At 60.4% G+C, this 25,834-nt stretch carries 22 protein-coding genes and 1 pseudogene; 6 read left to right on the top strand and 17 right to left on the bottom strand.

Annotated elements, in window-relative coordinates; translation table 11 throughout:
• Positions 1 to 15: 15 nt before the first annotated feature.
• Positions 16 to 1,290, bottom strand: a complete 1,275-nt coding sequence (locus EFD56_RS25160; RefSeq protein WP_004680282.1) for an extracellular solute-binding protein — start codon at positions 1,288 to 1,290, stop codon at positions 16 to 18.
• Between the two features lie 86 nt (positions 1,291 to 1,376).
• Here EFD56_RS25160 and EFD56_RS25155 point away from each other — a divergent pair, with 86 nt between their 5' ends.
• Positions 1,377 to 2,297, top strand: coding sequence for a helix-turn-helix domain-containing protein (locus tag EFD56_RS25155; protein WP_126906591.1), 921 nt, complete (start codon positions 1,377 to 1,379; stop codon positions 2,295 to 2,297).
• On the opposite strand, the gene EFD56_RS25150 is transcribed toward EFD56_RS25155, so the two are convergent.
• Positions 2,294 to 2,734, bottom strand: coding sequence for a VOC family protein (locus tag EFD56_RS25150; RefSeq protein WP_064820145.1), 441 nt, complete (start codon positions 2,732 to 2,734; stop codon positions 2,294 to 2,296). The two genes, EFD56_RS25155 and EFD56_RS25150, sit on opposite strands and share 4 nt — an antisense overlap.
• Before the next feature lie 153 nt (positions 2,735 to 2,887).
• On the opposite strand from EFD56_RS25150, the pseudogene EFD56_RS25145 reads away from it, so the two are divergent.
• Positions 2,888 to 3,376: pseudogene (locus EFD56_RS25145) on the top strand (N-acetyltransferase family protein).
• Positions 3,377 to 3,462: 86 nt separating this feature from the next.
• Here the strand turns inward: EFD56_RS25145 and EFD56_RS25140 are convergent.
• Complete coding sequence (locus tag EFD56_RS25140) at positions 3,463 to 4,536, bottom strand: Gfo/Idh/MocA family protein (RefSeq protein ID WP_126906590.1); 1,074 nt, start codon at positions 4,534 to 4,536, stop codon at positions 3,463 to 3,465.
• Positions 4,537 to 4,546: 10 nt separating this feature from the next.
• The gene (locus tag EFD56_RS25135) at positions 4,547 to 5,557 is read right to left on the bottom strand and encodes a Gfo/Idh/MocA family protein (protein WP_037118697.1); all 1,011 of its coding nucleotides are present in this window, start codon (positions 5,555 to 5,557) and stop codon (positions 4,547 to 4,549) included.
• A 364-nt stretch (positions 5,558 to 5,921) separates the two neighbouring features.
• Between EFD56_RS25135 and EFD56_RS25130 the strand changes: the two genes are divergently transcribed.
• The gene (locus tag EFD56_RS25130; protein ID WP_126906589.1) at positions 5,922 to 7,082 is read left to right on the top strand and encodes a fumarylacetoacetate hydrolase family protein; all 1,161 of its coding nucleotides are present in this window, start codon (positions 5,922 to 5,924) and stop codon (positions 7,080 to 7,082) included.
• On the opposite strand, the gene scpA is transcribed toward EFD56_RS25130, so the two are convergent.
• The gene (scpA, locus tag EFD56_RS25125) at positions 7,083 to 9,221 is read right to left on the bottom strand and encodes a methylmalonyl-CoA mutase (protein WP_126906588.1); all 2,139 of its coding nucleotides are present in this window, start codon (positions 9,219 to 9,221) and stop codon (positions 7,083 to 7,085) included. It abuts the gene before it with no gap.
• A gap of 97 nt (positions 9,222 to 9,318) precedes the next feature.
• Between scpA and EFD56_RS25120 the strand changes: the two genes are divergently transcribed.
• Complete coding sequence (locus tag EFD56_RS25120; RefSeq protein ID WP_037118699.1) at positions 9,319 to 10,677, top strand: LLM class flavin-dependent oxidoreductase; 1,359 nt, start codon at positions 9,319 to 9,321, stop codon at positions 10,675 to 10,677.
• Between the two features lies 1 nt (position 10,678).
• On the opposite strand, the gene EFD56_RS25115 is transcribed toward EFD56_RS25120, so the two are convergent.
• The 4 genes from EFD56_RS25115 to EFD56_RS25100 form a co-directional block, all read right to left on the bottom strand.
• The gene (locus tag EFD56_RS25115) at positions 10,679 to 11,332 is read right to left on the bottom strand and encodes a methionine ABC transporter permease (RefSeq protein WP_037146157.1); all 654 of its coding nucleotides are present in this window, start codon (positions 11,330 to 11,332) and stop codon (positions 10,679 to 10,681) included.
• Positions 11,313 to 12,401, bottom strand: coding sequence for a methionine ABC transporter ATP-binding protein (locus EFD56_RS25110; RefSeq protein ID WP_126906587.1), 1,089 nt, complete (start codon positions 12,399 to 12,401; stop codon positions 11,313 to 11,315). Before EFD56_RS25110 ends, EFD56_RS25115 begins: the two co-directional genes overlap by 20 nt.
• Positions 12,402 to 12,490: 89 nt before the next feature.
• Positions 12,491 to 13,330, bottom strand: a complete 840-nt coding sequence (locus EFD56_RS25105) for a MetQ/NlpA family lipoprotein (RefSeq protein ID WP_126906586.1) — start codon at positions 13,328 to 13,330, stop codon at positions 12,491 to 12,493.
• Between the two features lie 347 nt (positions 13,331 to 13,677).
• Complete coding sequence (locus EFD56_RS25100; protein WP_012489727.1) at positions 13,678 to 14,880, bottom strand: MFS transporter; 1,203 nt, start codon at positions 14,878 to 14,880, stop codon at positions 13,678 to 13,680.
• A gap of 351 nt (positions 14,881 to 15,231) precedes the next feature.
• Here EFD56_RS25100 and EFD56_RS25095 point away from each other — a divergent pair, with 351 nt between their 5' ends.
• Positions 15,232 to 15,690: a helix-turn-helix domain-containing protein gene (locus EFD56_RS25095; protein WP_064820137.1), complete on the top strand. Its 459-nt coding sequence runs from the start codon at positions 15,232 to 15,234 to the stop codon at positions 15,688 to 15,690.
• Positions 15,691 to 15,765: 75 nt separating this feature from the next.
• Here EFD56_RS25095 and EFD56_RS25090 read toward each other — a convergent pair whose 3' ends face one another.
• The 6 genes from EFD56_RS25090 to EFD56_RS25065 are packed head-to-tail and all read right to left on the bottom strand — an operon-like array spanning position 15,766 to position 23,045.
• Complete coding sequence (locus EFD56_RS25090; RefSeq protein ID WP_064829515.1) at positions 15,766 to 17,358, bottom strand: hypothetical protein; 1,593 nt, start codon at positions 17,356 to 17,358, stop codon at positions 15,766 to 15,768.
• Between the two features lie 6 nt (positions 17,359 to 17,364).
• Positions 17,365 to 18,990: a hypothetical protein gene (locus EFD56_RS25085; RefSeq protein ID WP_126906585.1), complete on the bottom strand. Its 1,626-nt coding sequence runs from the start codon at positions 18,988 to 18,990 to the stop codon at positions 17,365 to 17,367.
• Positions 18,987 to 19,736: an SDR family oxidoreductase gene (locus tag EFD56_RS25080; protein WP_126906584.1), complete on the bottom strand. Its 750-nt coding sequence runs from the start codon at positions 19,734 to 19,736 to the stop codon at positions 18,987 to 18,989. Before EFD56_RS25080 ends, EFD56_RS25085 begins: the two co-directional genes overlap by 4 nt.
• Complete coding sequence (locus EFD56_RS25075) at positions 19,733 to 21,055, bottom strand: FAD-binding oxidoreductase (RefSeq protein WP_126906583.1); 1,323 nt, start codon at positions 21,053 to 21,055, stop codon at positions 19,733 to 19,735. The genes EFD56_RS25080 and EFD56_RS25075 overlap by 4 nt, the downstream gene beginning before the upstream one ends.
• A gap of 6 nt (positions 21,056 to 21,061) precedes the next feature.
• Positions 21,062 to 21,493, bottom strand: coding sequence for a GtrA family protein (locus EFD56_RS25070; protein ID WP_064826360.1), 432 nt, complete (start codon positions 21,491 to 21,493; stop codon positions 21,062 to 21,064).
• A gap of 10 nt (positions 21,494 to 21,503) precedes the next feature.
• On the bottom strand, positions 21,504 to 23,045 hold the full coding sequence (locus tag EFD56_RS25065; RefSeq protein ID WP_126906582.1) for a UbiA family prenyltransferase: 1,542 nt from the start codon (positions 23,043 to 23,045) through the stop codon (positions 21,504 to 21,506).
• Positions 23,046 to 23,282: 237 nt separating this feature from the next.
• On the opposite strand from EFD56_RS25065, the gene EFD56_RS32780 reads away from it, so the two are divergent.
• Positions 23,283 to 23,507 carry a hypothetical protein gene (locus EFD56_RS32780; protein ID WP_245440638.1) on the top strand — a complete coding sequence of 75 codons (225 nt, stop codon included), beginning with the start codon at positions 23,283 to 23,285 and terminating at the stop codon, positions 23,505 to 23,507.
• A gap of 112 nt (positions 23,508 to 23,619) precedes the next feature.
• Here EFD56_RS32780 and EFD56_RS25055 read toward each other — a convergent pair whose 3' ends face one another.
• On the bottom strand, positions 23,620 to 24,552 hold the full coding sequence (locus EFD56_RS25055; RefSeq protein ID WP_126906625.1) for an NAD(P)/FAD-dependent oxidoreductase: 933 nt from the start codon (positions 24,550 to 24,552) through the stop codon (positions 23,620 to 23,622).
• 86 nt (positions 24,553 to 24,638) lie between these two features.
• Entirely contained in the window at positions 24,639 to 25,478 is an 840-nt protein-coding gene (locus EFD56_RS25050; protein WP_126906580.1) for an SIR2 family protein, read from the bottom strand.
• Positions 25,479 to 25,834 lie beyond the last annotated feature (356 nt).

Below are 25,834 nucleotides of genomic sequence, written 5' to 3'. Positions count from 1 at the left end.
GCCCGGCATCGTCATTCATTGTGCGATCGGAAGACCCGTCGCCGAAGCGATCTGTTTGGCGGCGTCGTCGAGAGCCGCCTTGGCGTCGGGATAACCGCCGGCGAGGAATTTCGTCTGCGTTGCCCTGAAGATACCTTCGGCATCACTCTGGAAGGCGGTGCCGCGGCTCGGAACGATCTTCGGCAGCGTCGCCAAAATATCGGCCCAGACCTTCTGCCCGCCCCAATAGGGCTGCGCCTCGTTGACGAAGGGATCCTTCTCGGCCGAAAGCAGCGACGGCACCAGGCCGAATTCCTTCAGCATGGTCACCTGCCCCTCGTTGGTGCCGAGAGCGTAGTTGACGAACTTCCAGGCGGCTTCCTTGTTTGCGGAGGTTGCCGAAATGGCAAGCGACGAACCGCCGAGATTAGCCGCGTGCGGGCCATCGGCCGTCAGGCTCGGCATCCGGTAGACGCCCCACTTCCCCTTGAGGTCGGGAGAGGTCGAGCGCACGGTGCCCTCATACCAGCCGCCATAGAGCTGGCTCGCTGCCTTGCCGGCGGTATTGGCCTGGATCTTTTCGTCCCAATTGGCTGATGTCAGCGTGCCGGCATCCTTCATCTCCTTCACCTTTTGCAGCGAAGCGACGCAGGCCGGCTGGTTGATGGTGATATTCTGGCCGTCGGTCGAGAAATAGCCGCAGCCCTGCTCGTTGGCGATCATGCGGAACCATTCGCTGTCGCCGTTGAAATCGGCCTGGGCCATGACCACGCCGGGATTGGCGGCCGAGATTTTTTTGCCGGCGGCGATGAAATCGTCCCAGGTGCTGATGGTGCTCGGATCGACGCCGGCCTTTTCATAGAGATCGCGGCGGTAGAAGACGGCGACGGGACCGGAATCCCAGGGCATGGCATAGGCAACATCGCCGACCTCGAGCTCGGTGCGCTTGAAGTCGGGGAACTTTGCCTGAATATCGGCAGTGTAACCGAGCTCCTTCAGATTGGCGAAGCAATCCGGGAAGCGGCTCCAGAAGATTTCAGCTTCGAAATTTTCGATGCTGACGATGTCGGGCAAGCCTTCGCCACCGGCAGCGCAGGCTGCGAGCGTCTTGTCGAAGACCTGGCTGTTTCCGAGGTCCTCCACGGTGACCTTGATGTCGGGAAACTGCTTGTTGAAGCCTGGAAGCGTGGACTTCAATGCCGACGCGGCGACGTTCCAGCTCCAGATGGTGAGATTGGCCGGTTCCGCAAAGGCGGAGCCGGAAGCGAGCAGTGCGACAGCTGCCGTGGCAGCGAGAAGTTTGAAGCGCATTGAAAATCCTCCCTTTTCAATTGCCGATCTTTCACGAACCCGGTTAAACTATCCGCAAGGGAGCGGCTGTCTCCTAAAAAGGGAACATGGATTTGGCGGAAAGTAAGATCGGCACGCATGCAATCTACCAACCCGGCGCAAGCAGTATCGAGGGTTCGCCGACGGCGCTGCAGATGTTTCATGCCCATCCGCTCGTCATGGCCATGCCGCACTGGCATGCGCAGGTCGAGGTCAACTACGTGATGCGCGGCACTGTTCATTATCGGATGAGCGATCACGAATTCCGACTGAACGCCGGCGAAATGTGCCTCTTCTGGGGCGGCCAGCCGCATCAGATGGACGAATCCTCTGATGATTCGCTCTATGCCGGCGCCCATCTGCCGCTCATCTATTTCTTCCGGCTGCGTCTGCCGATCAGCATTTCCAGCCGGCTGATGAAAGGCGAGACGCTGCTGACCTCGGCAACCGATGCCGCCGACAACGAAAATTTCGCTCGCTGGTTCCGCTATGCCAAATCCGGCGATTCCGCCAAGGCCCAGCACGCCGTTGATGAATTGCTGCTGCGCATCGAGCGCATTGCGCTCGAACCCTATTCGATGACGACATCAAAGACGACCGTCAGCCTGGAAGGCGATCAGCCGCATGCGAATTCCTCGCGCAGCGTCGCGCGCATGTGCGATTTCATCGCCGCCAATTTCCTGCAGGACATCGATTCGGTCGACATCGCCCGCGCCGCCGATCTGCACCCGAAATATGCGATGAACCTGTTCAAGCGATCGACCGGCATGACGATCAGCAAATATGTGACGCTGCTCAGGCTGTCGCGCGCCCAGGCGATGCTGATGAGCGAGGGCGCCAACGTGCTGCAGGTGGCGATGGACAGCGGCTTCGGCTCGATCAGCGCCTTCAACAAATCCTTCCGGCATATCGCCGGCATGTCGCCATCGGACTTCCGCCGGGATATCCGGCTGGTGACGACGATGCCCGCCGGCGCCTTCCAGAACTAGCTGCGATCGTTCCCGGCCGATCGCAACGAGTCGACGCCAGACGTCCGTTTCTCGGCAAGTTCGATCTGAATGCCATCGGGATCGCGCAGAAAGGCAACCTTGTGCAGAACTTCGGCATTGACAGCCAGGCGCGGCCGCTCCTTGATCTCGACGCCAGCCTGTTCCAGTCGAGCGAATGTTTCATCGACATTTTCGAATAAGAAAGTCAGATGGCGTAGCCCTGCCGTGCTCTCGGGAACGTCGACCGCCCGTGCCGCACCACCGGCCGGCGCGAAGATCTCGAGCATGCCGCCACCGGCATCGAGAAAGGCGATCCCAGAGCCGTCTGCCATCGTCTTGCGCAGGTGCAGGCGCAGGCCGAGCAGGCCGCAGTAAAAATCGATGGCACGATCCATGTCGCTGACCGTCATGCCGATATGTTCGAAGGATTTCAGCATAGGTGCTTCTTTCGTTTGCGGATGAGACGGATTGCGGCGGCGCCTTGGAATTTTACGGATGGGCGGGACGGCTGGAGGCCGCAGACGGGTGGTCGCTTGCGCTCTCTCAATTTCGCCAACAGGTTTTCGTCGAAAGACGGGGCCACCAAAGTGATGCATATTCGAAGAGCAGCATCTGCCGATGCGGAGGAGCTGTGTAGTCTCCTAAACGAAATTATCCTGACCGGCGGAACAACCGCGCTCGAGACGCCGCTGACGGCTGCGGAATTCGCAGATTGGTTCATCGACGGCGAGTTTCCCCTTGTCTGCCATGTGGCTGTCTATGATCGGTCGCTTGCCGGCTTTCAGTCGCTGAGCTTGTACGGCGATCCGCCGAAAGGTTAAGCCGATATTGCAACATTTGCCCGCATGAGCCTGAAGATATCAGGCGTCGGCAGCGCCCTTTTTCCAGCGACGCGGGCAGCAGCCGAAGAGCTCGGGCTCGAATTCATCAATGCGACGATTCGTGCCGACAATGTCGGCGGTCTTGCCTATTACGCAAAGTTGGGCTTCCAGCTCTATGATAGGCTTGTCCAGGTTCCGCTTCTGAACGGAACGGCGGTCAAGGTAGATGCCGGGCGCCGCCCGACATCTTCTCTTTGATCATGCCGAAGACCTCGTCGGAATGACCCGATCGAAGCCTCCCCTTATCAGACCCCCCGCTACTCGCGGAGCCCGGCAGCCACGCGCTATTCTTGCGGAAGCCAGGAGCGGTAGAGCGGATGATCGGCGGCAATCGGCATCGGCGTCGGCTTGCCGGTGCGTTGCGAGAAATAGGCGGCTGTCACCAGTTCCAGTGAGTTGCGAGCATCCTGCAGCGTCACCGGCGGGTCCTTGCCCTCAATGATCGCCTTGTGGAACAGCTCGAACTGGCGGGTATAGCCGTCCTCGCCCGGCACATAAGCGGCCAGCGCCGCGTCGATTTTCGCTTGGTGTTCCTCCGTTCCTGCCGTGAAGACCCAGGGATCGCGGCCCATCGTGTAGGGTTCGAGAATGCTTTCGGCGACGAGATCGCTGAAGCAGAAGCGCAGCCGCGAGATCTCCTTGCGTGAGCCGAGCGTCATCGACAGCGTCGCCAGCGAGCCGTTCTGCATCTTCACCGATAGCGCGGCGGTATCCTCCACCTCGATCGGGTTGACCAGCGTCGCGCCATAGGAAAACACCTCGGCGCAGGGGCCGTGCACATAATTCAGCATGTCGTGGGCGTGGATCGCATGGCCGAGAAGGCCGCCGCCGAGCTCGCTCGCCCATTTGCCGCGCCACGGCACGGCGTAATAATCCGGTCCACGCCACCAATGGGTCTCGATCGTCGTCAGGAACGGCTTGCCCGCCAGGCCTTGCTCAATCAGCAGCTTCAGTTTCTGCAGGCCGGAGCCGTAGCGATACTGGAAGATCGGCATCAGCTTCCTGCCGGGGAAGCGGGCGAGGATGCGCTCCATCTCGTCGACCTCGGCGATCGAGCCGAAGAGCGGCTTCTCGCAGATGACGTGCTTGCCGGATTCGATGCCCTTGCGGCACAGCTCGAAATGCGAGCTCGGCGGCGTGGAAATGTCGATGATGTCGAGATCGTCGCGGGCAAACAGCGAGTCCGCATCCTGCGTATATTCGTCGATGCCGAACTCTTCGCACAGCGCTTTGCCGCGATCCTCATCGAGCGAGCAGAGTACGGGAACCTCAAAGAGATCCTTGTTCCAGCCGAAACCTGTCAGATGCCGCGCGGCAATCCCTGCGCCGATGACGCCGACGCGCAATTTCCTGGTCATGCTATCCTCCTCAGCGAGCGCCGATGCGCGCGGCTTTCGTCTGGGCTTCGAGAGAAAGGCGGCAGACTTCGAAGACGTGATCCTGCGTCATCGCCGTCTGCGTGCGGTTGCCGACGTCGGCGGTGAAAGCATCGAAATAATCGAGTTTCTCGCCGCTGCAATCGATATGGGTCATTTCCTTGCCGTTGACGAGGAAGAGGTGATCCTTGCCCGGCCGGCCGGCAATGTCGATGTATTTGCGCAGCTCGATATAACCCTCGGTACCGAGGATGGTCAGGCGTCCATCGCCCCAGGTCGGCAGCGCCTCCGGTGTGAACCAGTCGACGCGGACGTAGCCTGCCGCTCTGTCGGAGCGTAGCAGCACTTCGCCGAAATCCTGGAAGGCGGGTTTGTCGGGCATGCCGAAATTGCCGATCGAGCTGGCGATGACTTCGCCCGACGTCGAGCCGGTATAGAACAGGAACTGATCCACCTGATGCGAGGCGATATCGACGATGATGCCGCCGAAGGCTTCCGGATCGAAGAACCAGTCGGGCCTGGTCGGCAGCTGCAGGCGGTGCGGGCCGACGCCGAGCGTTTGGATCACCTTGCCGATCGCGCCTTCGGCGACGAGCTTGCCAGCCTTGACGGCGGAGCGCACGCAATGGCGCTCGGAAAAGCAGATCGAAAAGATCCTGCCGGTCTCGGCGACGGTGCGCTTGACCTCTTCGAGCTGCGCGAAGGTCGTCACACCGGGCTTGTCGGTCATCACGTCCTTGCCGGCTTTCATCGCCCGGATGGCAAGCCCGGCGCGGTCGCGCGGGATCGCGGCAATGCAGATGACATCGATCGACGGATCGTCGAACAGCTTTTCCCGATCGATCTGCGGCGCATCGGGATAGGTCTTCTCGAACGCCTCACGCAGTGCCGGCACCGAGGTCTGCGGGCAGTAGCCGACGAACTCGCCGCCTGCGGCCAGCAATCCCTTCACGTGATCGAACGTATGCCCATGGTCGATTCCGACGACGGCAAATCTCAACATCGCTGCAATATCCTCCCGGGATTTTCTCAAGCCCGGCTGACGCCGGCATCCTCCATATCGGGCAAAACAGATAACGAATCTTGCCTCCTGTCAAGGCGAGATCGAGGCTGAAAGTCCGCATTGATACATGTAAATATTTGAAATTAAAATGATATTTTGTATCTAAATAGTTATTTACGGATTTCGGACGACGTTTTGCCGACACGCCGCTTATTCGATCCGATTGGACAAAAGTCTTTTTCTCCAACATGTCTTGCCCCGTCAGCGTGAATGTGATCGATTTCAGCCGCCGCCGGCTTGGAGGGTGGCGCCATCTCGGAAATTTCAAAGCGCCCGCCCCGCTTGCATGTGACGGAGGATCACCATGACTCATTCCCTTCTCGATGCCGCTGCTTCGGCTGGTCTTTTTGTCGGCCGCGTCTGGAGCCCCGAGGCCGCCGGCCCGAGCATCGTGACGCTTCGCGAGGGGATGCTGGTCGATATTACCTCGTGCGATGCGCCGACACTGAGCGCCCTGCTCGAAAAACAGGATGCCGCCGGCTTCGTCCGCGCGGCAACGGGCACGGCGGTCGGGTCCTTGGAGGAGGTCGCCGACAATAGTACCGGGACGCCGGACACCGCGCGGCCCTATCTGCTGGCGCCCGCCGACCTGCAGGCGATCAAGGCCTGCGGCGTCACCTTTGCCCAATCAATGATCGAGCGTGTCATCGAGGAGAAGGCGGCCGGTAATCCCGATCGCGCCGCCTCGATCCGCGAACGCGTCAGCGCGCTGATCGGGGGCAGCCTCACCAATCTCAAGGCCGGTTCGCCCGAGGCCGCCAAGGTCAAGCAGGCGCTGATTGACGAGGGCATGTGGTCGCAATATCTCGAAGTCGGCATCGGACCTGACGCCGAGGTCTTCACCAAGGCGCCGGTGCTCTCGTCGGTCGGCTGGGGTGCGGATGTCGGCCTGCATCCGATCTCGACCTGGAACAATCCCGAGCCGGAAATCGTCCTCGCCGTCAACAGCCGCGGTGAAATCAAGGGTGTGACGCTCGGCAACGACGTCAACCTGCGTGACGTCGAGGGCCGCTCGGCGCTGCTGCTCGGCAAGGCCAAGGACAACAACGCCTCCTGCGCGATCGGCCCCTTCATCCGCCTGTTCGATGCAAGTTACGGGCTGGATGACGTGCGCAAGGCCGAACTCGATCTCAAGGTCACCGGCTGCGATGGCTTCGTGCTAAACGGCAAGAGCTCGATGTCGCAGATCAGCCGCGATCCGACCGATCTGGTCAAACAGACACTTGGGCCCCATCACCAGTATCCCGATGGTTTCATGCTCTTTCTCGGCACATTGTTTGCCCCGACTCAGGATCGTGACGCCCCGAAGCAGGGTTTCACCCACAAGATCGGCGATGTCGTCGAGATTTCCTCGGCAGGTCTCGGCGCTCTCGTCAACACCGTGCGCCTCTCCACCGAATGCCCGCCCTGGACCTTCGGCATTGCGGCGCTGATGGGCAATCTGGCGAAGCGCGGGTTGCTGTAACTACTGATTCCGCCGCCTGCCCTGCAGCAGGTCGAGAACGGAATTGGCCGCCTCCAGAACGTTGGTTCCCGGGCCGAACACGGCGGCGACGCCGTGTTCGTGCAGGAACTCATAGTCCTGCCGCGGAATGACGCCGCCGCAGACGACGATGATATCGTCACCGCCCTGCGCTCTCAGCCTGTCGACCAGCTGCGGCAGCAGCGTCCTGTGGCCTGCCGCTAAGGACGAGACGCCGACGACATTGACCTTTTCGCCAAGCGCCATTTCGACGGCCTCGTCAGGCGTCTGAAACAGCGGACCGGCGAGCACATCGAAGCCGATATCGCCGAAAGCCGAGGCGATCACCTTGGCGCCGCGGTCATGCCCGTCCTGGCCGAGTTTGGCGACCATGATTTTCGGCGGGCGCCCCATCGTTTCCGTGACCTCCGTCATGCGCTCCTTGAGGACGGCAAGTTCCGGCTCGTTGTCATAGGCCTCGCCGTAAATGCCCGTGATGACCTCGGGCGTTGCGGCATGATCGCCGAAGGCAGCGCGCATGGCGTCGGATATTTCGCCGACGGTGGCCCGGGCTCGCGCCGCTTCGATCGCGGCTTCGAGCAGGTTGCCGCGGCCGCTGCGCGCGGTCTCGGCGAGGACGGCCAGCGTTTCGCGCACGGCGTTGCCGTCGCGCCTTCGCTTGGTTTCCTCGATTCGTTTGATCTGGGCAATGCGCACCGCGCTGTTGTCGATCTCCAGAATGTCGATCGGTTGTTCGTTGTCGAGCCGGTAGCGATTGACGCCGACGATGACCTCTTCGCCCTTGTCGACGGCAGCCTGGCGGCGCGCGGCGGCTTCCTCGATCAACCGCTTCGGCAGGCCCTCGTTGACGGCCTTGGTCATGCCGCCGAGAGCTTCCACCTCCTCGATCAGCGCCCAGGCCTTGTCTGCAAGCTCCTGCGTCAGGCTCTCGACGTAATAGGAGCCAGCGAGCGGATCGACCACCTTGGTCACGCCGGTTTCGTGGCTCAGGATCAGCTGGGTGTTGCGGGCGATGCGAGCGGAAAATTCCGTCGGCAGCGCGATCGCCTCGTCGAAGGAATTGGTGTGCAGCGACTGCGTGCCGCCAAGCACGGCCGACATCGCCTCGAAGGCGGTGCGAATGATGTTGTTGTAAGGGTCCTGCTCCTGCAGCGACACGCCGGAGGTCTGGCAATGGGTGCGCAGCATCAGCGACGACGCCTTTTTCGGCTGAAACTCTTCCATGATCCGCGTCCAGAGCAGCCGGGCGGCGCGCAGTTTTGCCGCCTCCATGAAGAAGTTCATGCCGATCGCGAAGAAGAAGGAGAGCCTTCCGGCAAAATCGTCGACATTGAGGCCCTTGGCGATCGCCGCCCTGACATATTCGCGGCCGTCGGCCAGCGTGAAGGCGAGTTCCTGGACGAGCGTCGCGCCGGCCTCCTGCATGTGATAGCCGGAGATCGAGATCGAGTTGAATTTCGGCATCTCCCTTGCCGTGTATTCGATGATGTCGGCAACGATCCGCATCGAGGGCTCCGGCGGATAGATATAGGTGTTTCGGACCATGAACTCCTTGAGGATGTCGTTCTGGATGGTGCCAGACAGATCGGCCCTCGGCACGCCCTGCTCTTCGCCGGCGACGATGAATGAGGCGAGGATCGGGATGACGGCGCCGTTCATGGTCATCGACACCGACATGTCGCCGAGCGGAATGCCGTCGAACAGGATCTTCATGTCCTCGACGCTATCGATGGCGACACCCGCCTTGCCGACATCGCCTTCGACGCGAGGATGGTCGCTGTCATAACCGCGATGGGTGGCCAGATCGAAGGCAACCGACAGGCCCTTCTGGCCGGCGGCCAGATTGCGACGGTAGAAGGCGTTCGATTCCTCTGCCGTGGAAAAGCCGGCATATTGGCGGATCGTCCACGGCCGGCCGGCATACATCGTCGCGCGCGGACCGCGGGTAAAGGGCGCAAAACCCGGCAGCGAACCGAGGTGGGCGACGCCCTCGAGATCCTCGGCCGTATAGAGCGGCTTGACGGCAATGCCTTCCGGCGTCTGCCAGGTCAGCGTTTCGGCCGAGGCGCGCAGCTCCTTCTGCGCGAGCTCCGCCCAATCCGACAGCGTCTTCTTCGTCATGCATTTCCTCCGCATTTTCCATCCGCACCCTACCATTTCACAGGATCGCCGTGCGATACAAATCCTTGATTTTTATTCCCGGCTCAGGACACTTCTCATGAAGACAATGCAGATCTATGCCTTCGACATGAATTGCGTCGGGCACATCAACCACGGCCTGTGGACGCATCCGCGCGACCAATCGGTGCGCTATACCGATCTCGACTACTGGACGGAATTCGCCAGGACCGCGGAGCGCGGTAAGCTGGATGGAATCTTCTTAGCCGATATCGTCGGCGTCTATGACGTCTATAAGGATAGCCCCGCGCCGGTGATCGAGACGGCTGCGCAGATCCCCGTCAACGATCCGTTGATCCCGATTTCGGCGATGGCCCATGTGACGAAACATCTGGGTTTCGGTGTCACCGTCAACACCACCTACGAGCCGCCCTTTTTGCTGGCACGGCGCATGTCGACGCTCGACCACCTGACCAAGGGGCGGATCGGCTGGAATATCGTCACCGGTTATCTCGACAGCGCCGCCCGCAGCATGGGTTTCGACAAGCTGCCGGAGCATAATGCGCGGTACGACGCAGCCGAGGAATATCTTGAGATCCTCTACAAGCTCTGGGAGGGCAGCTGGGACGACGATGCAGTTCGCCGGGACCGGACGGGCGGAATTTATGCCGATCCGTCAAAGGTGCGCGCCGTCCATCATGACGGCAGATATTACCGGATGGAGGGCATCCATCTTGCCGAGCCTTCGCCGCAGCGCACGCCCCTGCTCTTCCAGGCCGGCGCTTCGGCCCGCGGGCAGGACTTTGCCGCCCGCCACGCCGAATGTGTCTTCGTCGCCAGCCCGAGCCCCGGGGCGGCGCGGCCGACCGTCGATGCGCTGCGGGCGAAGGCGCAGGCATTCGGCCGCGGCGGAGCCGCATTGAAGATCCTGAACCTGATTACTGTTGTCGTCGGGCGGACGGAGAGGCAAGCACAAGACAGGCTGGAGGATTACCGCCGCCATGCGAGCATCGAGGCCTCGCTTGCGCACTACTCCGCCTCCATCGGCATCGACTTGGCAAAATTCCGGTTGGATGATGTCGTCGAGCAGAGTTCGACCAACGCCAATCAATCGGCGCTTGCCGCCATCACCAAACAGGCGGCAAAGCCTGTGACGAAGCGCGAGATTATCGACCAGATGGTGCTCGGCAGCCGGATGAAGCCGGTGGTGGGATCGCCGGAGCAGATCGCCGACCGTCTGCAGGAATGGATCGAGCAGGGCGATATCGACGGTTTCAATTTGGCGCGCACGGTGGCGCCGGAAAGTCTGATCGATTTTATCGATCTCGTCGTGCCGGTGCTGCAGGAGCGCGGTTTCTTCAAGGCGGATTACTGCGAAGGGCCGCTGCGCCAGAAGCTGTTCGGCGGCGGGAACGGCCGGTTGCCCGACGCGCATCCCGCCGCCAGTTTCCGGCGCTGACCTATCTGCGATCCAGCCTGGCGACCAGCCGGTCGCCGAGCCACTGGATGCCGCAGACGAGGACGATGAGGACGGCGACGACCGCGATCATCACGTTGGTCTCGAAGCGCTGATAGCCGTAGCGAATGGCGAGATCGCCGAGGCCGCCGGCGCCGATCGCGCCCGCCATCGCCGATGCGCCGATCAGGGTCACCAACGTGACGGTGAAACCGGCGACGATGCCGGGCAGCGCTTCGGGCACCAGCACTTCACACACGATCGTCCAGCGATTGCCGCCCATGGCGCGCACGGCATCGATCAGCCCACGGTCGACCTCGCGCAACGACACTTCTGCGATACGGGCGTAATAAGGAGTCGCAGCGATGGCGAGCGGCACGATGGCTGCCCATGTGCCAAGCGCCGTGCCGACAATCAGCCGCGTCAGCGGGATCAGCGCCACCAGCAGGATGATGAAGGGGACCGACCGAAAACCGTTGATGACGGCGCCGAGCGTGCGGTTGATCCAGAGATTTTCGGCGATGCCGCCGCGTGCGGTGACAACAAGCGCGAGGCCCAGCGGCAGGCCGGCGACCAGCGAGATCACGCCCGAGGCGACGGTCATCAGCACCGTCTCCCACAGCGAGCGAAGAAGCAGTTCAACCATGATCGGTGTCATAACCAAGCACCTCCACCCGAGCGGACCGGGCCGTCAGAAATTGTACGACCTTTTCCGCAAGCGCGGGGTCGCGTGCGGGAACGGCGATGAAGAACCGTGCCACCGGCTGGTTCTGGATGTGGTCGATGCCGCCGTGGACGAGGCGGAAAGAATGCGGCAGCGCCGCCGAGAGTTCGGCAAACAGGGCACCCTGCGCTTGTGGCCCGGCGAGATCGACGCTGAGGATCGCCTCGTTGCCCGCCGTCGCCGACAGCCGGGCGGCGATATGATCGGGAAGCTGGGGGCGGATGCCGCCGAGCAGGCTCCTGGTGATGGTTTGCTGCGGATCGGCAAAGACCGACCAGACCTGTCCCTGTTCGACGATCCGTCCGGCATCGATGACCGCGACGCGATCGGCAATACCGCGCACCACTTCCATCTCATGCGTGATCAGCAGAATGGTCAGGCCGAGCTTGCTGTTGATATCTTTGAGCAGGGACAGGATCGACCGGGTCGTCTCGGGATCGAGCGCCGACGTTGCCTCGTCTGACAGCAGCAGCGCCGGACGCGCCGCAAGCGCCCGGGCGATGCCGACGCGCTGTTTCTGGCCGCCGGAGAGGGATGCGGGATAGGCTTTCGCCTTGTCAGCCAGGCCGACGAGATCGAGCAGTTCATGCGCCCGTTTCAAGCGTTCGTTCCTGGCGACGCCCTCGATCTTCAGCGGCAGCGCGACATTTTCCTCGACTGTCTTGGCAGACAGCAGGTTGAAATGCTGGAAGATCATGCCGATGCGGCGGCGCAGCGGCTGCAAGTCCTGTTCGGCAAGCGCCGTTATATCGCGGCCTTCGATCAGGATCTCGCCGCTGTCGACGCGCTCCAGCCCGTTCAGGCAGCGGATCAGCGTCGATTTGCCGGCGCCGCTGCGGCCGATGATGCCGAGGATCTCGCCCCGCTTCACGCTCAGCGAAATGCCGTCGAGAGCGGGTGTAGTTCCGAACCGCCGCTTCACATCGGTCAGCTTCACCACCTCTTCGGTAGCCGCCGCTTGCGGCTGTGCCGCGATCGCCGTGCTGGAAACAAAGGAATTCATGTGCTTTTCCTTACAAATACCGAAGGCGGCCCGGGCAAGCAACGCCCGGACCGCCTCTTAGCAGGCCTTAACCCCGGCCCTATTGCGGATCAATAGGCGCTGAGACCCGTCCCCTTGTAGACCTTGTCGAACTCGGCCTTGACGGTGTCGTTCTGATAGGAAGAGACAAGCGTCTTGACCCAATCCGCATCCTTGTTGTCGTCCTTGACCGCGATGAAGTTGCGATACGGATTGTCGGCGGTCGGCTCCTGGGCAATGCGTTCGGCCGGAGAAAGACCGCTCTTCAGCGCCCAGTCGGTGTTGACGACACCGGCATCCAGATCGTCGATCGAACGGCCGACGATGCCTGCGTCGAGCTCCTTGATTTCGATCTTCTTCGGATTGTCGGTGACGTCGGCGACCGTCGCGAGAATGCCGGTGCCGTCCTTCAATTTGATCAGGCCCTCGTTCTGGAGAACGCGCAGCGCCCGGCCTTCGTTGGAGGGATCGTTCGGCACGCCTATGACGGCGCCTTCCGGAATCTCCGCGACGGATTTGTACTTCTTGGTGTAAAGGCCGATCGGCCAGACACCGGTATAGCCGACCCGAGTGATGTGGTAGCCGTGCTGCTTGATCTGGTTGTCGAGATAGGGCTGGTGCTGGAAGGCATTGGCGTCGATTTCGCCGCGCTCCAGCGCTTCGTTCGGCTGCGTATAGTCGTTGAAGACGACGGTCTCGATCTTGAGACCTTTCTTGGCCGCCTCACTTGTGACCACACGCCAGATGTCCTCCTCTTCGCCGGCCATGATCCCGACCTTGATCGACTTGTCCTCGGCGAATGAGGGAGCGGGTGCTGCAAAGGTAAAAAGCGCGGCAGCGGAAACGGCGACGGCGGCAAGAGCCACCCGGCGCGAAAGCTGTAGTCCGTGAAGTTTTTTGTTGTTGGTCATTATTATATCCCGTCTGACTGAATGAGGCCGAACGCCCCGAGCAGGCTGAGCATGGCAAATGCGCGTATCGGGGGCGAAGCACGAAAGTCTGATGTGAAGGAAGGGCCTGAAAAACTCTTGCCCTGCTATGAATATCGGCAGGATAAATTTCCATCAAATTTATGGATTAATTGCGGCCCGTAAGAATGTTCTAAAGAATGAAAGCGGAGCTTGCGGGCGCGTCTGCCGAGATCGTGATGGCGCAGCAGTTGACTAGTCGCAGGTGCCCGACATCAGGTAAAGCCGTGCCAATCCTCCCCATCCAAGGTGCGGAGGAAATCTACGCATCGATCGCTGGACGTATGGCCTCAGACCGATTTCTGCTTCGGGATGCGCGGCAGGAAGACCGTCAGAAGGCCGAGCAGCGGCAGGTAGGAGCAGATGCGATAGACGAAGTCGATGCCGTGTGTATCGGCAAACTCACCGAGCAGCGCCGCACCAAGCCCCCCTGCCCCGAACGCGAAGCCGAAGAAGACGCCGGCAATCAGGCCGACGCGGCCCGGTACCAACTCCTGGGCAAAGACGACGATTGCCGAAAATGCCGATGCGAAGATCAGGCCGATGACGACGCTGAGCACGCCCGTCCAGAGAAGATTTGCATAGGGAAGCAACAATGCGAAGGGAATGACGCCGAGGATCGAAAACCAGATGACGAAACGGGCACCGAAGCGATCGCCGATCGGTCCACCGAGGAAAGTGCCGACGGCGACCGAGGCGAGGAACAGGAAAAGCATCATCTGCGCCTGTTGCACGCTGAGTTCGAACTTGTCGATGACATAGAAGGTGAAGTAGCTGGATACGCTCGCCATGTAGACGTTCTTCGTTGCCGTCAGCAGCACGAGGATCAGCAGCGCCCAGACGACCCTGTTTTGCGGCAGCGGCAGGGTTCGACTGACTGCAGCCCTGCTGGCGTTCTGGCGCCTATGGCCCATGTACCAGTTGCCCACCCAGCTCAGCACGATCATGCCGACCATGGCGATGGCGGCAAACCACGAGACGCTGTGCTGCCCGAGCGGCAGCACGATGAAGGCGGCGAGCAGCGGACCGATCGCCTGGCCGGCATTGCCGCCGACCTGAAAAAAGGACTGCGCAAAACCGTGGCGACCACCGGAGGCAAGACGGGCAACACGCGAGGATTCCGGATGGAAGACCGCCGAACCGAAGCCGATCAGGCTTGCCGCCAGCAGCAGCAGTGCGAAACTGCCGGCGTTGCCGAGCAGAATAAGACCGCAAAAGGTGCTCCCCATGCCGACCGGCAGAGAATAGGGCATCGGCCAGCGGTCGGTGACGATCCCGACCACCGGCTGCAGCAAGGAAGCGGTGACCTGAAACGTCATGGTAAGAAGGCCGATCTGCACGAAGTCCAAGTCGTAATTCGCCTTGAACAGCGGGTAGAGCGAGGCAAGCAGCGACTGCATGATGTCGTTCAGCATATGACAGAAGCTGACTGCCATCAGAATAGACATGGTCGTTTTTTCGAAACGGGGCGCGCCTTCGGCAACGGTTGCCATCAATATCTCTCCTGAACGGCACGATCGGTGCCGTGCTGCATTCGTTTTCGATGGATTTGCGGCGATCGGGGCTGGCGAGACGGTCGAGCGACGGTCGCTGAAAAGCATTTAACCCACGCCTGGCCGCAATCGCCAGCCCGGTTTGTCCGGAATCGGTACGGCTTTTGTTCGTTTTTCCTTCGTCGGGCGGGTTCTTGCGCAGGCGCGCCTCTTTCCGATGGGGGTTTTCATATCACAGTCAGCCGGGATCATCGTATATGCGGTAGGCTATACGAAAAGAACCGTGGAAAACGGTTCAGAGGGGCACTACAGCTGCGCCGATTGAAATGCGATCGAGGCTGAAAATACCCAATGAACGTCAAGACACCAAATGCCATAGACAGCTATGTCGGAGCGCGCATCAGGACGCGCCGGCAGTTGCTCGGAATGAGCCAGGAGCGGCTTGCCGAGCAGATCGGCGTGACCTTTCAGCAAGTTCAAAAATACGAGAAGGGCATCAACCGCATCGGCGCAAGTCGTTTGCAGCGGATCGCCGAAGTGCTTCACACCTCACCGAGCTTCTTTTTCGAGCAGGGCGACTCCGAGCCGGTGGCAGCGCCAGGGCTAGGTGGACGGGACCGCACCGATCCGGTCGCTGAATTCCTGCAGACCAAAGAGGGACTGGTCCTCAATCGGGCTTTTCTGAAGATCGCCGATCCCGCTATCCGTGCATCGATCATCGCACTGGTGACGGCGATGGGGCAGGCGGAAAGCCGTGGTCTGACAATCTCGGCCTCCACTACGGACATCTCCCATCCGCTTGGGGAGTAACCGGACAGACCGACAATTTGCGTGTGCCTTCGCATCATATCGAGCGCTTGGAACAGAATTGCCGAGATTGCAGGATTAACCACTCGCCGGCGAGGCGTTCTTGCGGTAGATGCGCCAATCGGCCGTCTCCCGTACGAGGTGATAGTGGCGGGCTCTATAATGCGCATAGACGTCCCGCATGCCGTTTCCTGTCCAGATTTCAATGGGCCACTTCGGGTCGAGGATCAGGTCGACATCGGCGAACATCTCTTCCGCGGCTGGATGATATTCAGGCCCGAGAGTGCGTCCCCAGTGGTACCAGACGCTGTCTCCGACCGGCGGCGGGAGACGGAGGCCGGCGGAAAACGGATTAACGAAATCGAGAACGGCGACACGCTCAGAGCCGCCATCCAATTGCGAAAGGGCTGCGGCGCCATCGGCAAGCGTGCGGTTGTATCTTCGGAAATAATCGAGTTGACCGGGACTCCACATCTCTACAACCCGAACCCGGGAAAAGGCAGGCAGCGGAATAGCTTCGCCTCGCCCTCCGGCCGAATAAGCGGCATGAAGGACAAGCGACGCAGCATTGCCGGCCGCAGCCGGCAGAAGCAGAAATGCCACGAGCAGCGGCAGCGCGATCCGCGTTCTTGCATACCGGGAGCGATGCTCGGCGCGAAATAAACATTCCGAGAGCACGGCAGCGCCCGCTCCGAGCGTCAGAATCCCAAAAAACTGGAAGTTCTGCTCGATCAGGAGGATTCCTGTTGTCATACAGAAGCCGGCAAAGAGCAGATGCCGATAGGTTGGCGTTAGGATGAGAAGGATGACGGCGACAGCCAGGTAAGCAAGAAGGTCGACGAAATTGCTCCGTACCACGTGACCAATTGCTGTCATCGTTGGGAAACCGCCGCTGTTCTTCCCGGCAAGACGGATGTCGAGAAGGTAGTTGACCCCTCCGCCCCAGACTGCCTCAATCGCCAGGACGCTCACAATGATCATCCCAAACGCGAGCGTGACCCAACCGATCTGGCGACGGTCAAAAAGCATGAATACCAGAAAAGCAAGGCCCACCACACCGTATGTGATCTTGGTGTAAAGCATCAGCAGCACGAGGAAACTGGCACACGCTGCGTCCGTCCCTTTGCCGCTGGTGGCGCCAGGCAAGCGGCATAGGTACATGACCAACAGCAAGCCGAGTGACGCCCAGCCGATCCGGTTGTAGAACATGGCAAAGGTGAGTTCCCCGATCCGTTCGCCCGGGTTTGCAGGAGCCGCGAGCACCAGAAGCAGACAGGTTGCCAGCGGCAGCCCGAGCGCCCAATGCATTCGGCTGCCGACGATTTCGGCGGCGACGAACGAAAACAGCAGGGTCAGCAGGGACATTCCCACTGGCATTGCCGCGCCCATGCTGCCGGATAGAGCGTAGCCGACAGCCGGGATATAGAATGTCAGCGGCCCGAGAGGTGTGTGGAAATCGACACTCGGCACCTGTCCAGCCGCGATCCGATGTGCGCCATCAAGGAAAACCAGGAGGTCGTTGACGTATTTGGTTGTGACCGTTGCGCCAGGCAGAGCGAGGAGGCCGGCAAGAAGCAATCCGATGCCGGGGACAATGGCACGCCACCGGTTCAACTGAACGGCCGGTAACGATCGATCTTTCTGCGATATCGACGTGGATGCTCGCGTCACCTCGCCTCACTTTGGGCCTTTGCCTGGGCGCCATTCATAAATTGTCCATTCGGATGTCTTGCGCACCACATGAAAATTCGCCGAAAGGAACGGGCCATACAGTTCCTGCAGCGGCAGGCTGTTGATCCCTGTTTTGGGCACCATGACGATCTTGACGTCGGCAAAGAGCACGTCCGGCGGGATATAGGACTTTTCATTGATGTTGCGGTTCCAGTGAAGCCAGGCGGTGTCACCGGCGGGCGGGCGTATACCCAGTCCGGCCGAGAAGGGGTTTGCGAAATCGAGGACGAAAACCCGTTCGGCGGGAACCGGCAGAGACTGGAGAAGCGCACCGCCGCTGACGATGTCGTCGAGGTAGCGTCTTATGAAATCGGGCTCCCCACCAGGTGGATCGACTTCCCGTAGATCGCCAAATCGCGGCAGACCGAGAGACTGTCCCGCCTTCTCGGCCGCGAGGGCTGTATGGAGGGCGACGGCCGCGCTGTGGTGCACGATCGGCGGCAACAGGAACAAGATGACGACCAACGGCAGAGCGCCGGCAGCACGAGCTACGCGTCCTGCTGGTGTGCCAAGATTGCCAGGTTGAAACCAGGCCGTTTTCTGCGCCAGCACGGTTGCTCCGCAATAAAGTGTGATGATGCCCCAGCTGTGGGCATTCTGATTGATGAGCGCCACGCCGGCGCCTGCGCAAAACCCGCAGAAGAGTAGATCCCGCAGGCTGCGGCTTCGCCTGATGGCAAGCCAGGCGACGGCCGCGAATACGGTCAGATCGGACAGGTTTTCGCGTAGATTCTTCAGAATACTGCCGACATCATGACCGCCGCTGACGCGGGCCGCGGCCCGAAGGTCATCGATGTGCTGGGCGGTTCCGCGCCAGAAGTATTCGATGACGACCATCGCCAGCCCCGTCAGCAGCAGGGTTGCCACGCCCCAGCGGCGTTGTTGCCGATCGAATAGGATGATCAGGATCAGGCCGATCCCGGCAAGCCCGTAGGTCACCTTGGTGTAGAACGAGACAAGCAGAAGAAAGGCGGCGGCCAGAGCATCGGCAATATCGTTGTGCCTGCTTTGCGACTGCGGCGCCAGATACATAACCAGCAACAGGCCGAGAGCGACCCAACCGATGCGGTTATAGAACATCGCAAAGGAAGGGTACCAGATGGAACTGCCGAGGTTGATCGGAGCTGCGAGAATGAGGATAAGGAATATGCCGAGCGCGGCTGCCAATGGAGGGCCGAGGCGCGACACAAGGACACGGATCATCGCGGGAATGAAGGCGACAAGGACGATCGCCATCCCCAGTGGGATGGCAGCTCCGAAATTTCCTGACAGAAAGTATCCCGCAGCGGGAATGTAAAACACGAGCGGCCCGAGCGCCGTGTGAAAATCGCGATTCGGCACCTGACCTAAGGCGATGCGATGCGCACCGTCGATGAAGACCAACACGTCATTGATGAAGGCGGCATTGATGGTTCTCGCCGGCAATGCGAGCATGGCTGCGCAGACCAAGCTGACGATGATGATTGCGATCTCCGCCGACAGCAGTCGCCGTAACCGGGCTGCAGGTCTCCTATGGGCACCAGTTTGCGCTCCGACGGCTGTGTAGGCGGCCTGATTTGTGGGTTCAGTCACAGCCGCAACCTCTTGAAGATGGACTCGGGAATTGAGCGGATTACCGTCATGAGCGGTCGCCATATACCTCTGACGTAGACGACGTCACTGCGGCTCCCGCCCTCGGCCGCAGCAAAGATCTTTTGCGCGACTTCCTGCGGTTCGGCGGTGAGAAGCGGAGGGAGCTTCATTCCATCCGTCATGCGGGTTCGAATAAAGCCAGGTTTCACGGTCACCACGCGCACCCCGGACCGGGACAGCCTGTTCCTCAGGCCGGACAAGAAAGCGGTCAGGCCGGCTTTGGCGGCGCCATAGACATAGTTCGACGCTCGTCCACGATCGCCGGCGACAGAGCTTATTCCCACGATCGTGCCGGATCCGCGCGCCGCAAAACGCTCAGCCAGAAGGCCAAGAAGCAAAGCCGGTCCCTCGAAGTTCGTCCGCATGACCATGGTGGCGTGTTCGAGCTCTTTTTCAGCCCGGGACTGCTGACCGAGTTCGCCAACGACGCAGACCACCGTGTCAGGCAAGGGTGACACGTCGCCGAGGAATGCCGGGAAGCGAGCTGTTTGAAGAATATCGAGCTCATGAACCGTGACAGTTGCGCCCGTCCGCGCAGCGATGTCATCGGCTTCACGCTGAACGGCCGCATGCGTCCGGCCGGTCAGGTGGATGTCCCAGCCTGCCTCCGCATAGGTAATTGCCGTCGCCCGGCCGATATCCGAGGTCGCGCCGATCATAAGCAGTGTCTTGCCGATCCCCTTCATATGCCAAGCCTTTTTGCCAAGCGGGAACTGAAGCGACCATCGGCTCCGGTTGCTCTTCGCAACTCTTTGAACGCATCCAGCTTGGGGTAACCGGATTCGAATGTAAGGCGGGACTGGCGCGCGTCCTTGGCCAGATAGAGGCGGCCCCCCGCCTTGACAACCAGCTCGTCGATTTCGTCGAGCAGCCGCAAGACGTCCTGCGTGGCTGGCAGGTCGAGCGCGAGCGTATAGCCCGGCGCAGCAAACGAGAGCAGACCTGCACCGCCTCGCAGCCTTTTGAGCACGGCCAGAAATGAACCTTTGCCCGCGTGCGCAAAGCGGTCGAGGATACCGGTGAGGACCTGGAGCGCGTCAGCATCCGGCACCACGCATTGATGCTGGATGAAGCCTCGTTTGCCGTACAATCTATTCCATCGGAGGATGCGGTCGAGAGGAAAAAAGTAATTGTCCCAATGGACCAACAAGGGTTTGGCCGACCGGCGGATGCCGGATCGGAAATACAGCTCATTGAAGGCGGACACGCTCGCCTTGTTCAGCAGCCAACCCGGCATGTCGAGCGGCAGGGAAAAGGCGGCGTTGTTCGGCGAAGGAAAGCGATCGGTCTTCGGTGTCTCGCCGACCTGATCCGGCGTCGCGTGCTCCCCCGTAAAAATCAAAGACCGTCCGAGAGAGGCGCCTTTCGAGAGGCAATCGATCCAGCCCACCGAATAGGTCGCGTCCTCCGATTGTCGTAGCGCCCTTAATGCTTCGCTGAGGTTCTCGGCTACGGTCGTCCTCTGCATGATCCAGCCGGTCTCGATTGGTCTCAAACGAAAGGTTGCCTCGGCGATAATCCCTGTCAGGCCCATCCCGCCGACGGTCGCCGAGAAAAGCTCCGCGTTCTGCGAGCGGCTACAATTGAGGACCTCGCCGCTGGCGGTCACCAGCTTCAGTTCGCTGACATGGTCGCCGAATCCGCCGTCGCAATGATGATTCTTTCCGTGAACGTCGGATGCAATCATTCCGCCCACCGTGACGAATTTCGTGCCCGGAACCACCGGCGGAAAATAGCCCCGCGGTACCACCGCGCGCAGGACGTCGGAAAGCATGACGCCGCCCTCTACGGTGAGGACTCGATCGGCGACGTCGAACCTTTTCATCCGGTTCAATCCACCGCACATCAAGGTGGAATTCTCGCCGATCGCAGCATCGCCATAGGAGCGGCCGTTGCCGCGAGCGATCAATCCTGGGAGTGATGCCGCAATCCCGCTCAGCGCCTGCGGAACCCGGCAGTTCAACACCTCGCTCTCATGACGTGGATAACGTCCCCAGCCCTCCATCGTCCGTCACGCCTCCCCCGGCTTGAAGACGAACCTGCGGTCGAGAGCGTATTTCGAGATATAGCCAATCGCCAGGCCGATCGCTCCGCCGGCATATTTGGCGAACTCCGTCTTCCAGAGCGTCCAGAAGGAGATTTCAAACCCCCAGAATATGACCGTTGTCAGCACGCTGAACAGGCCGTAGAGCGCAACCTTCGCCACCTCGTCGCCATGGGAGGTGTAACGGTCGAAGAAGATCCATTTTTTGTCGAGAACATATTTGACGGCGAAGCCGGCGGCGGTGCCCGCAAGGATCGACGGCATCAGGCCCGACCACGGCGCTATATGGAGAAAAATCGCCTGGACCAGGAAATTGGCGGCGGTGGAGAGCACCGCGAAGGCGACATAGCGAGCTGCGACGCCGGTAGGAGTGCTTCGCGTCTGGAACTGCGAGCCCATCACGACCACCTCACATCGCAAAAAACACGAACAGGCCGGCGACCGCCAGCGTGGCGAGACTGACCTTGTCCCTGATGGCGAAGACCACCGGGTCATCATGCATCTGCCCCCGGTGTGCGAGCATGAGGATGCGCGCGATCCAGCAGGCAAGGACGGGTCCTGCAAGCCATAGCATCCCGGGCCGCTCATAGACGTCCCGCGCGTTGTCGCTGGCCGCATAAAGGGCAAACAGCGTCAGTGCATTCATCCCCGCCCCTGCTGCCAAGGCACCCACCATGCCGATGTCGGCCTTCCTGTAGTCCCGGCCCTTGGAGTCCGGCAGGCGCGCGGTGCGACGTCCGATCAGTTCGGTGTATCGCTTCACCAAAGCGAGCGAGAGGAACCAGCTCATCATGAAGGCCAGGAGCCAAGGCGATGGCCAAACCGAGATGGCTGCGGCCCCTCCGATCACCCGTGTGGTATAGAGCGACGCGAGGGCCACGACATCCAGGATCATCTTGCGCTTGAAGAAAAACGAATAGGCAGTGGTCAACGCAAAATATCCCGCCAACACCAGAACGAACCCTGGCGTCACCATGATGGCGACCGCGAGCGCTAGGAGAAGCAGGATGGGGATGACGGCTATGGCGTCCGAAAGCGGGATGTCACCGCAAGCAAGAGGCCTCCGGCATTTCGTACGATGGCCGCGGTCGTCCTGAAGATCTACCAGATCATTGAGGATATAGACGCCGGAAGCACAAAGTGAGAATGCGAGGAACGCCAGCCCGGTGTTGACCATACTCTGGGTATCGAAGACCTGGCTTATCAGAAGCGGGACGAAGACCAGCCCGTTTTTGACGTACTGATGCAGACGTAACAAGCGCGCCCAAGTGCGCCAGGTCGCTTTTTCATATGGAAGATGTTGAACGTTGGCGCACTGCCTAGCGAGTTTTTTTGCGACCGCAGCCGATGTCCGTATGGCGTAGGACTTGGCGGCATGGCGCCAAACAGGAAGGTCGGCCACATCGTTGCCGATATAGTCGAACCCGCCTTTTCCAAAAGCGGCGATGAGTTTTTCCGCTTTGACATCGGCCGCGCAGTTCGTTGTTTCGTTGGTTGCAAACCAGCCGTCGAAAAGGCCGAGATATTCGGAGACTGCCGAAACGAGACGCTCATGGCTCGCCGAGGCGAGATATATGGCTCGTCCCTGCTCCCTTGCTGCCCGGATCACCGTTAGAACCTCCTCGTCATACGGAAGGAAGGCCGGATCGAAATCGACTGGTTGCGAAAGATGGTGCTTTAGAGAGGCTTTTCCGCCGCACAGGGCCTTGGCGAGATCCACGGCCGAGTAGGGGCGGCGGCCGAGTTCGGCGAAGGCGGTTTCGATCAGCAGATCCGATCTTAGCAGGGTGCCGTCCAGATCGACCACCAACGGGCAAGGCTGCAGTAGTGTTTCAAGGTTTCCGGGACAGACAGCCGACGGCGATGCATGCGTTGGCTCAAGGCGATCATCCTCCTGGAGTTCCGGCGGAAAATCTCTTTGCAGGAGGAACTCACGATGCAGTTCGCTCAAAGGACTCCCCTCTGCTTAAAACACTCGGAGTTCGCCGAACCACGGGCGAGGCGGATAGTTCCATCGCCACGATCCGGACGCTCCGGCTGTGGTCAGAAATGCTCCTGCAGGCTGCGATTGAGCTACCCGTGCCGAAACATTCCCGGAAAACATGTGGCTTGCGGAGGATTGACCCAAGCCCGTGTCTTATTGGACGAAGTTTCGACGATGGGAACAAAGCTAGGATGGGCCGGTTCGATGATCGAAAGGACAGCCAACAAAACGGGAAATGTGATGAATTTAGCCTTGCTTCTAGGTGCGATGACCCTGATTTGCTGGATGGTGGGTGGAGCCGTCGCGGTGCTCGGCACTGCCGAGCATTCTCATCATCGGCAAGAGATGACCGAATTCCTTTCGCTGGGCCTCAACCTCTTCGGGGTCGTATGCGCGATTGCCATGGCGGCCGTTGTCTTGACGACATGAGCTGACGTGCAAACGGGATCTAGGTATTGGTGACGAGGTTGCCCCGCAGTGCGGGACTGGCTGGAATGCCTCATGCGAAGCGACGACGGATTTCCCGTCCGCGATCACCAATTCAGCCGAAAGGCGTTTTATTGTTCGCTTGCATTTGCCGGAGGCGGTTATGCACTGCGACCGCTGCTATTTCTCCTTGCGCCATGGACACGCCGAGCTGATTGAGGCCGGTCACGACGTCGCCAACTGCAAATAGGCCTGGGACCAGCGTCGCCTGATGTGCATCAACCTTTATGCGCCGATCCTGCTCCAACTCCGCCCCCAGCTGTTGGGCGAGGCGCGACCGCGGGCGAATTCCCAACGCCGAATAGAGAACCACACGTTCCAACGCGCACGAGTTCCTCATGATGAGATCGACCGTTCCGTCCACGGAGCAAGCGCAACGCACCAACTGGCCGAAGTGGACCGAGACGCCGTGCTCGATCAGCCGCGCCATCATACTCTCGTTCACATCAAGCCTTTCGCCGAGAGTTGCGATGGTGATGCTTTTGGTAAACGATGTCAGGAAGAGGGCTTCTGCAGCGGCGCGCTCTGTCGCGCCGATCACCACCGCCGATCTTCCGGCGATCTCGTAGCCGTCGCAAATCGGGCAGAGGCGAAGATGGCCTGACCGTATGAGATCATTTGCGTCGTCGATTGGCGGGAGCGTGTCTTCGACTCCGGTTGCAAGGATGATGTTTTGTGCGAATATCGGCCGGCCGGCAATTTCGGCTACGAAGCCGGCGTCAGCGCCGCGCGACACCTGCGATACCGCCACTGCCCCGACCTCGACGCCCACTTTCCGCAGTTGCGTTTTCATGCGTCTCGATAGCTCACTACCCTTGATGCCTTCCGGGAAAGCCGGGTGGTTACGCGACAGCGGAATAAGCAGTGCACGGCTTTGACCTGAATCGACGGCAAGCACTCGTCGGTTTAGCCGCGCGAGGTAAAGAGCGGCTGTCATGCCTCCGGGGCCGGCCCCTATTACTAAGGCGTCCAGTGTTGCTGGCCTCATCATCACTACGGCTCCTTTGCAACCGGTGCTCCCGGTCTCCGCAAGGTTTCGATGGCTCCGGCGGTCGCAGCGGAGCCACCAAAATTTCACTGATCCAGGCCAACGGTCGAGCGTTGTTCCACCAGGCGCTTGAGGAAGCGAGAAAGGGAGTGCCCGGAGCTTTGGCCATCGCCAGAGATTACGGTTACGCCCCATCTCTTCAGAACGTGCGTCTGAACCTCACTCGGCTCGTGCATGAATAGGAATAGCGGCGGCCGGTGCTGGTCTAGTCCGGTTCGCTGCCAGATCGACCAAAGGCGGTGAAGCAGGAAGCGGATATTCAAATCGGACATACTGTAGCCGACGAAGAGCATGGTCGAGGCAAAGGCGTCGCTCGTGAACTTGATATCAAGGGGCGCATCGAATGAGAGGCGATCGAAATAATCCGACTCTGTCAGGACGAGCGTATCGGGATCGGAGAAGTCGCCATGGTATTTGACGATATGAGCCACGCCCACAGTGGCGGTTGCGAGATCTTTCGCGCTTGTAATGCGAGCATAGGGCCGGCCGAACGCCTGATAGGAGAGCTCAAGATTGGCATCGTAGTTGGTCGTATAAATCAGAGGAAAATCAAGCGCCACGATAAGCCGATGCAACTCCGAGTTCTTCAGTTGTTGCGGAGAGATCTGCCACTCGCGCTTCATCCACTCGACCAAACGCGACAAGGAACCGTGCTTCAAGCGGTAATATTCGGCAATTTCCTGATATGTCGCATCGCGGCTGCCGAGCGACGACTGCCCAAGGTCAAGGTCCGCCAACATATGTTCGATCAGGCAGGTCCATGAAGGCAGCCCGACATTCATCGATATCCCCGCGCCAACGAACAAGATGGCTTGCCGCCTTTCAAGCGCAGTTGCGATCGCAGCGATGTGCTCGTCGTATACCACCTTACCTCCAGTCAGGATGAAATCCGCCTGGAGGGAATTGGTTTCTGTCCGCTAGCGCACGGCCGGAGGGCCGGAAGGTGCGGACTAACTCTTTACCCGCCACGTTGTCGCCATAGACCGCCACTCAGATGGACGAAGCCGGCATCCGGTGATTGTTCTATAAAAAGCCCCGCAAAATCTGAACTGACCCCCAAAAGTTGGACGGTCTAAAGGCTGGGGAGATTTAGGGGCTAGGTGTTTAGTCCCGGCATTTGATGGTGCAATATTTTCCTTGGCATGGAGGGAAGCACTATGGGCCAGGTTTTACACGGGAGCGCCACGACGACAGAGGCAATCCGTCGAGCAATACAAAATAG

This window comes from Rhizobium phaseoli, from assembly GCF_003985125.1.
In the GTDB taxonomy this organism is placed as follows: Bacteria; Pseudomonadota; Alphaproteobacteria; order Rhizobiales; family Rhizobiaceae; genus Rhizobium; species Rhizobium phaseoli.
The sequence above is the reverse complement of the archived record's forward strand: the minus strand, read 5'-3'. Positions and strand labels throughout refer to the sequence as shown.

Coding starts and splice junctions, on each gene's coding strand:
- EFD56_RS25130 (WP_126906589.1), top strand. CDS start 5,922: ATGACTCATTCCCTTCTCGATGCCGCTGCTTCGGCTGGTCTTTTTGTC.
- EFD56_RS25105 (WP_126906586.1), bottom strand. CDS start 13,330: ATGACCAACAACAAAAAACTTCACGGACTACAGCTTTCGCGCCGGGTG.
- EFD56_RS25080 (WP_126906584.1), bottom strand. CDS start 19,736: ATGAAGGGGATCGGCAAGACACTGCTTATGATCGGCGCGACCTCGGAT.
- EFD56_RS25075 (WP_126906583.1), bottom strand. CDS start 21,055: ATGGAGGGCTGGGGACGTTATCCACGTCATGAGAGCGAGGTGTTGAAC.
- EFD56_RS25135 (WP_037118697.1), bottom strand. CDS start 5,557: ATGTTGAGATTTGCCGTCGTCGGAATCGACCATGGGCATACGTTCGAT.
- EFD56_RS25095 (WP_064820137.1), top strand. CDS start 15,232: ATGAACGTCAAGACACCAAATGCCATAGACAGCTATGTCGGAGCGCGC.
- EFD56_RS25055 (WP_126906625.1), bottom strand. CDS start 24,552: ATGAGGCCAGCAACACTGGACGCCTTAGTAATAGGGGCCGGCCCCGGA.
- EFD56_RS25140 (WP_126906590.1), bottom strand. CDS start 4,536: ATGACCAGGAAATTGCGCGTCGGCGTCATCGGCGCAGGGATTGCCGCG.
- EFD56_RS25150 (WP_064820145.1), bottom strand. CDS start 2,734: ATGCTGAAATCCTTCGAACATATCGGCATGACGGTCAGCGACATGGAT.
- EFD56_RS25070 (WP_064826360.1), bottom strand. CDS start 21,493: ATGGGCTCGCAGTTCCAGACGCGAAGCACTCCTACCGGCGTCGCAGCT.
- EFD56_RS25100 (WP_012489727.1), bottom strand. CDS start 14,880: ATGGCAACCGTTGCCGAAGGCGCGCCCCGTTTCGAAAAAACGACCATG.
- EFD56_RS25120 (WP_037118699.1), top strand. CDS start 9,319: ATGAAGACAATGCAGATCTATGCCTTCGACATGAATTGCGTCGGGCAC.
- EFD56_RS25110 (WP_126906587.1), bottom strand. CDS start 12,401: ATGAATTCCTTTGTTTCCAGCACGGCGATCGCGGCACAGCCGCAAGCG.
- EFD56_RS25160 (WP_004680282.1), bottom strand. CDS start 1,290: ATGCGCTTCAAACTTCTCGCTGCCACGGCAGCTGTCGCACTGCTCGCT.
- EFD56_RS32780 (WP_245440638.1), top strand. CDS start 23,283: ATGATCGAAAGGACAGCCAACAAAACGGGAAATGTGATGAATTTAGCC.
- scpA (WP_126906588.1), bottom strand. CDS start 9,221: ATGACGAAGAAGACGCTGTCGGATTGGGCGGAGCTCGCGCAGAAGGAG.
- EFD56_RS25155 (WP_126906591.1), top strand. CDS start 1,377: ATGGATTTGGCGGAAAGTAAGATCGGCACGCATGCAATCTACCAACCC.
- EFD56_RS25115 (WP_037146157.1), bottom strand. CDS start 11,332: ATGACACCGATCATGGTTGAACTGCTTCTTCGCTCGCTGTGGGAGACG.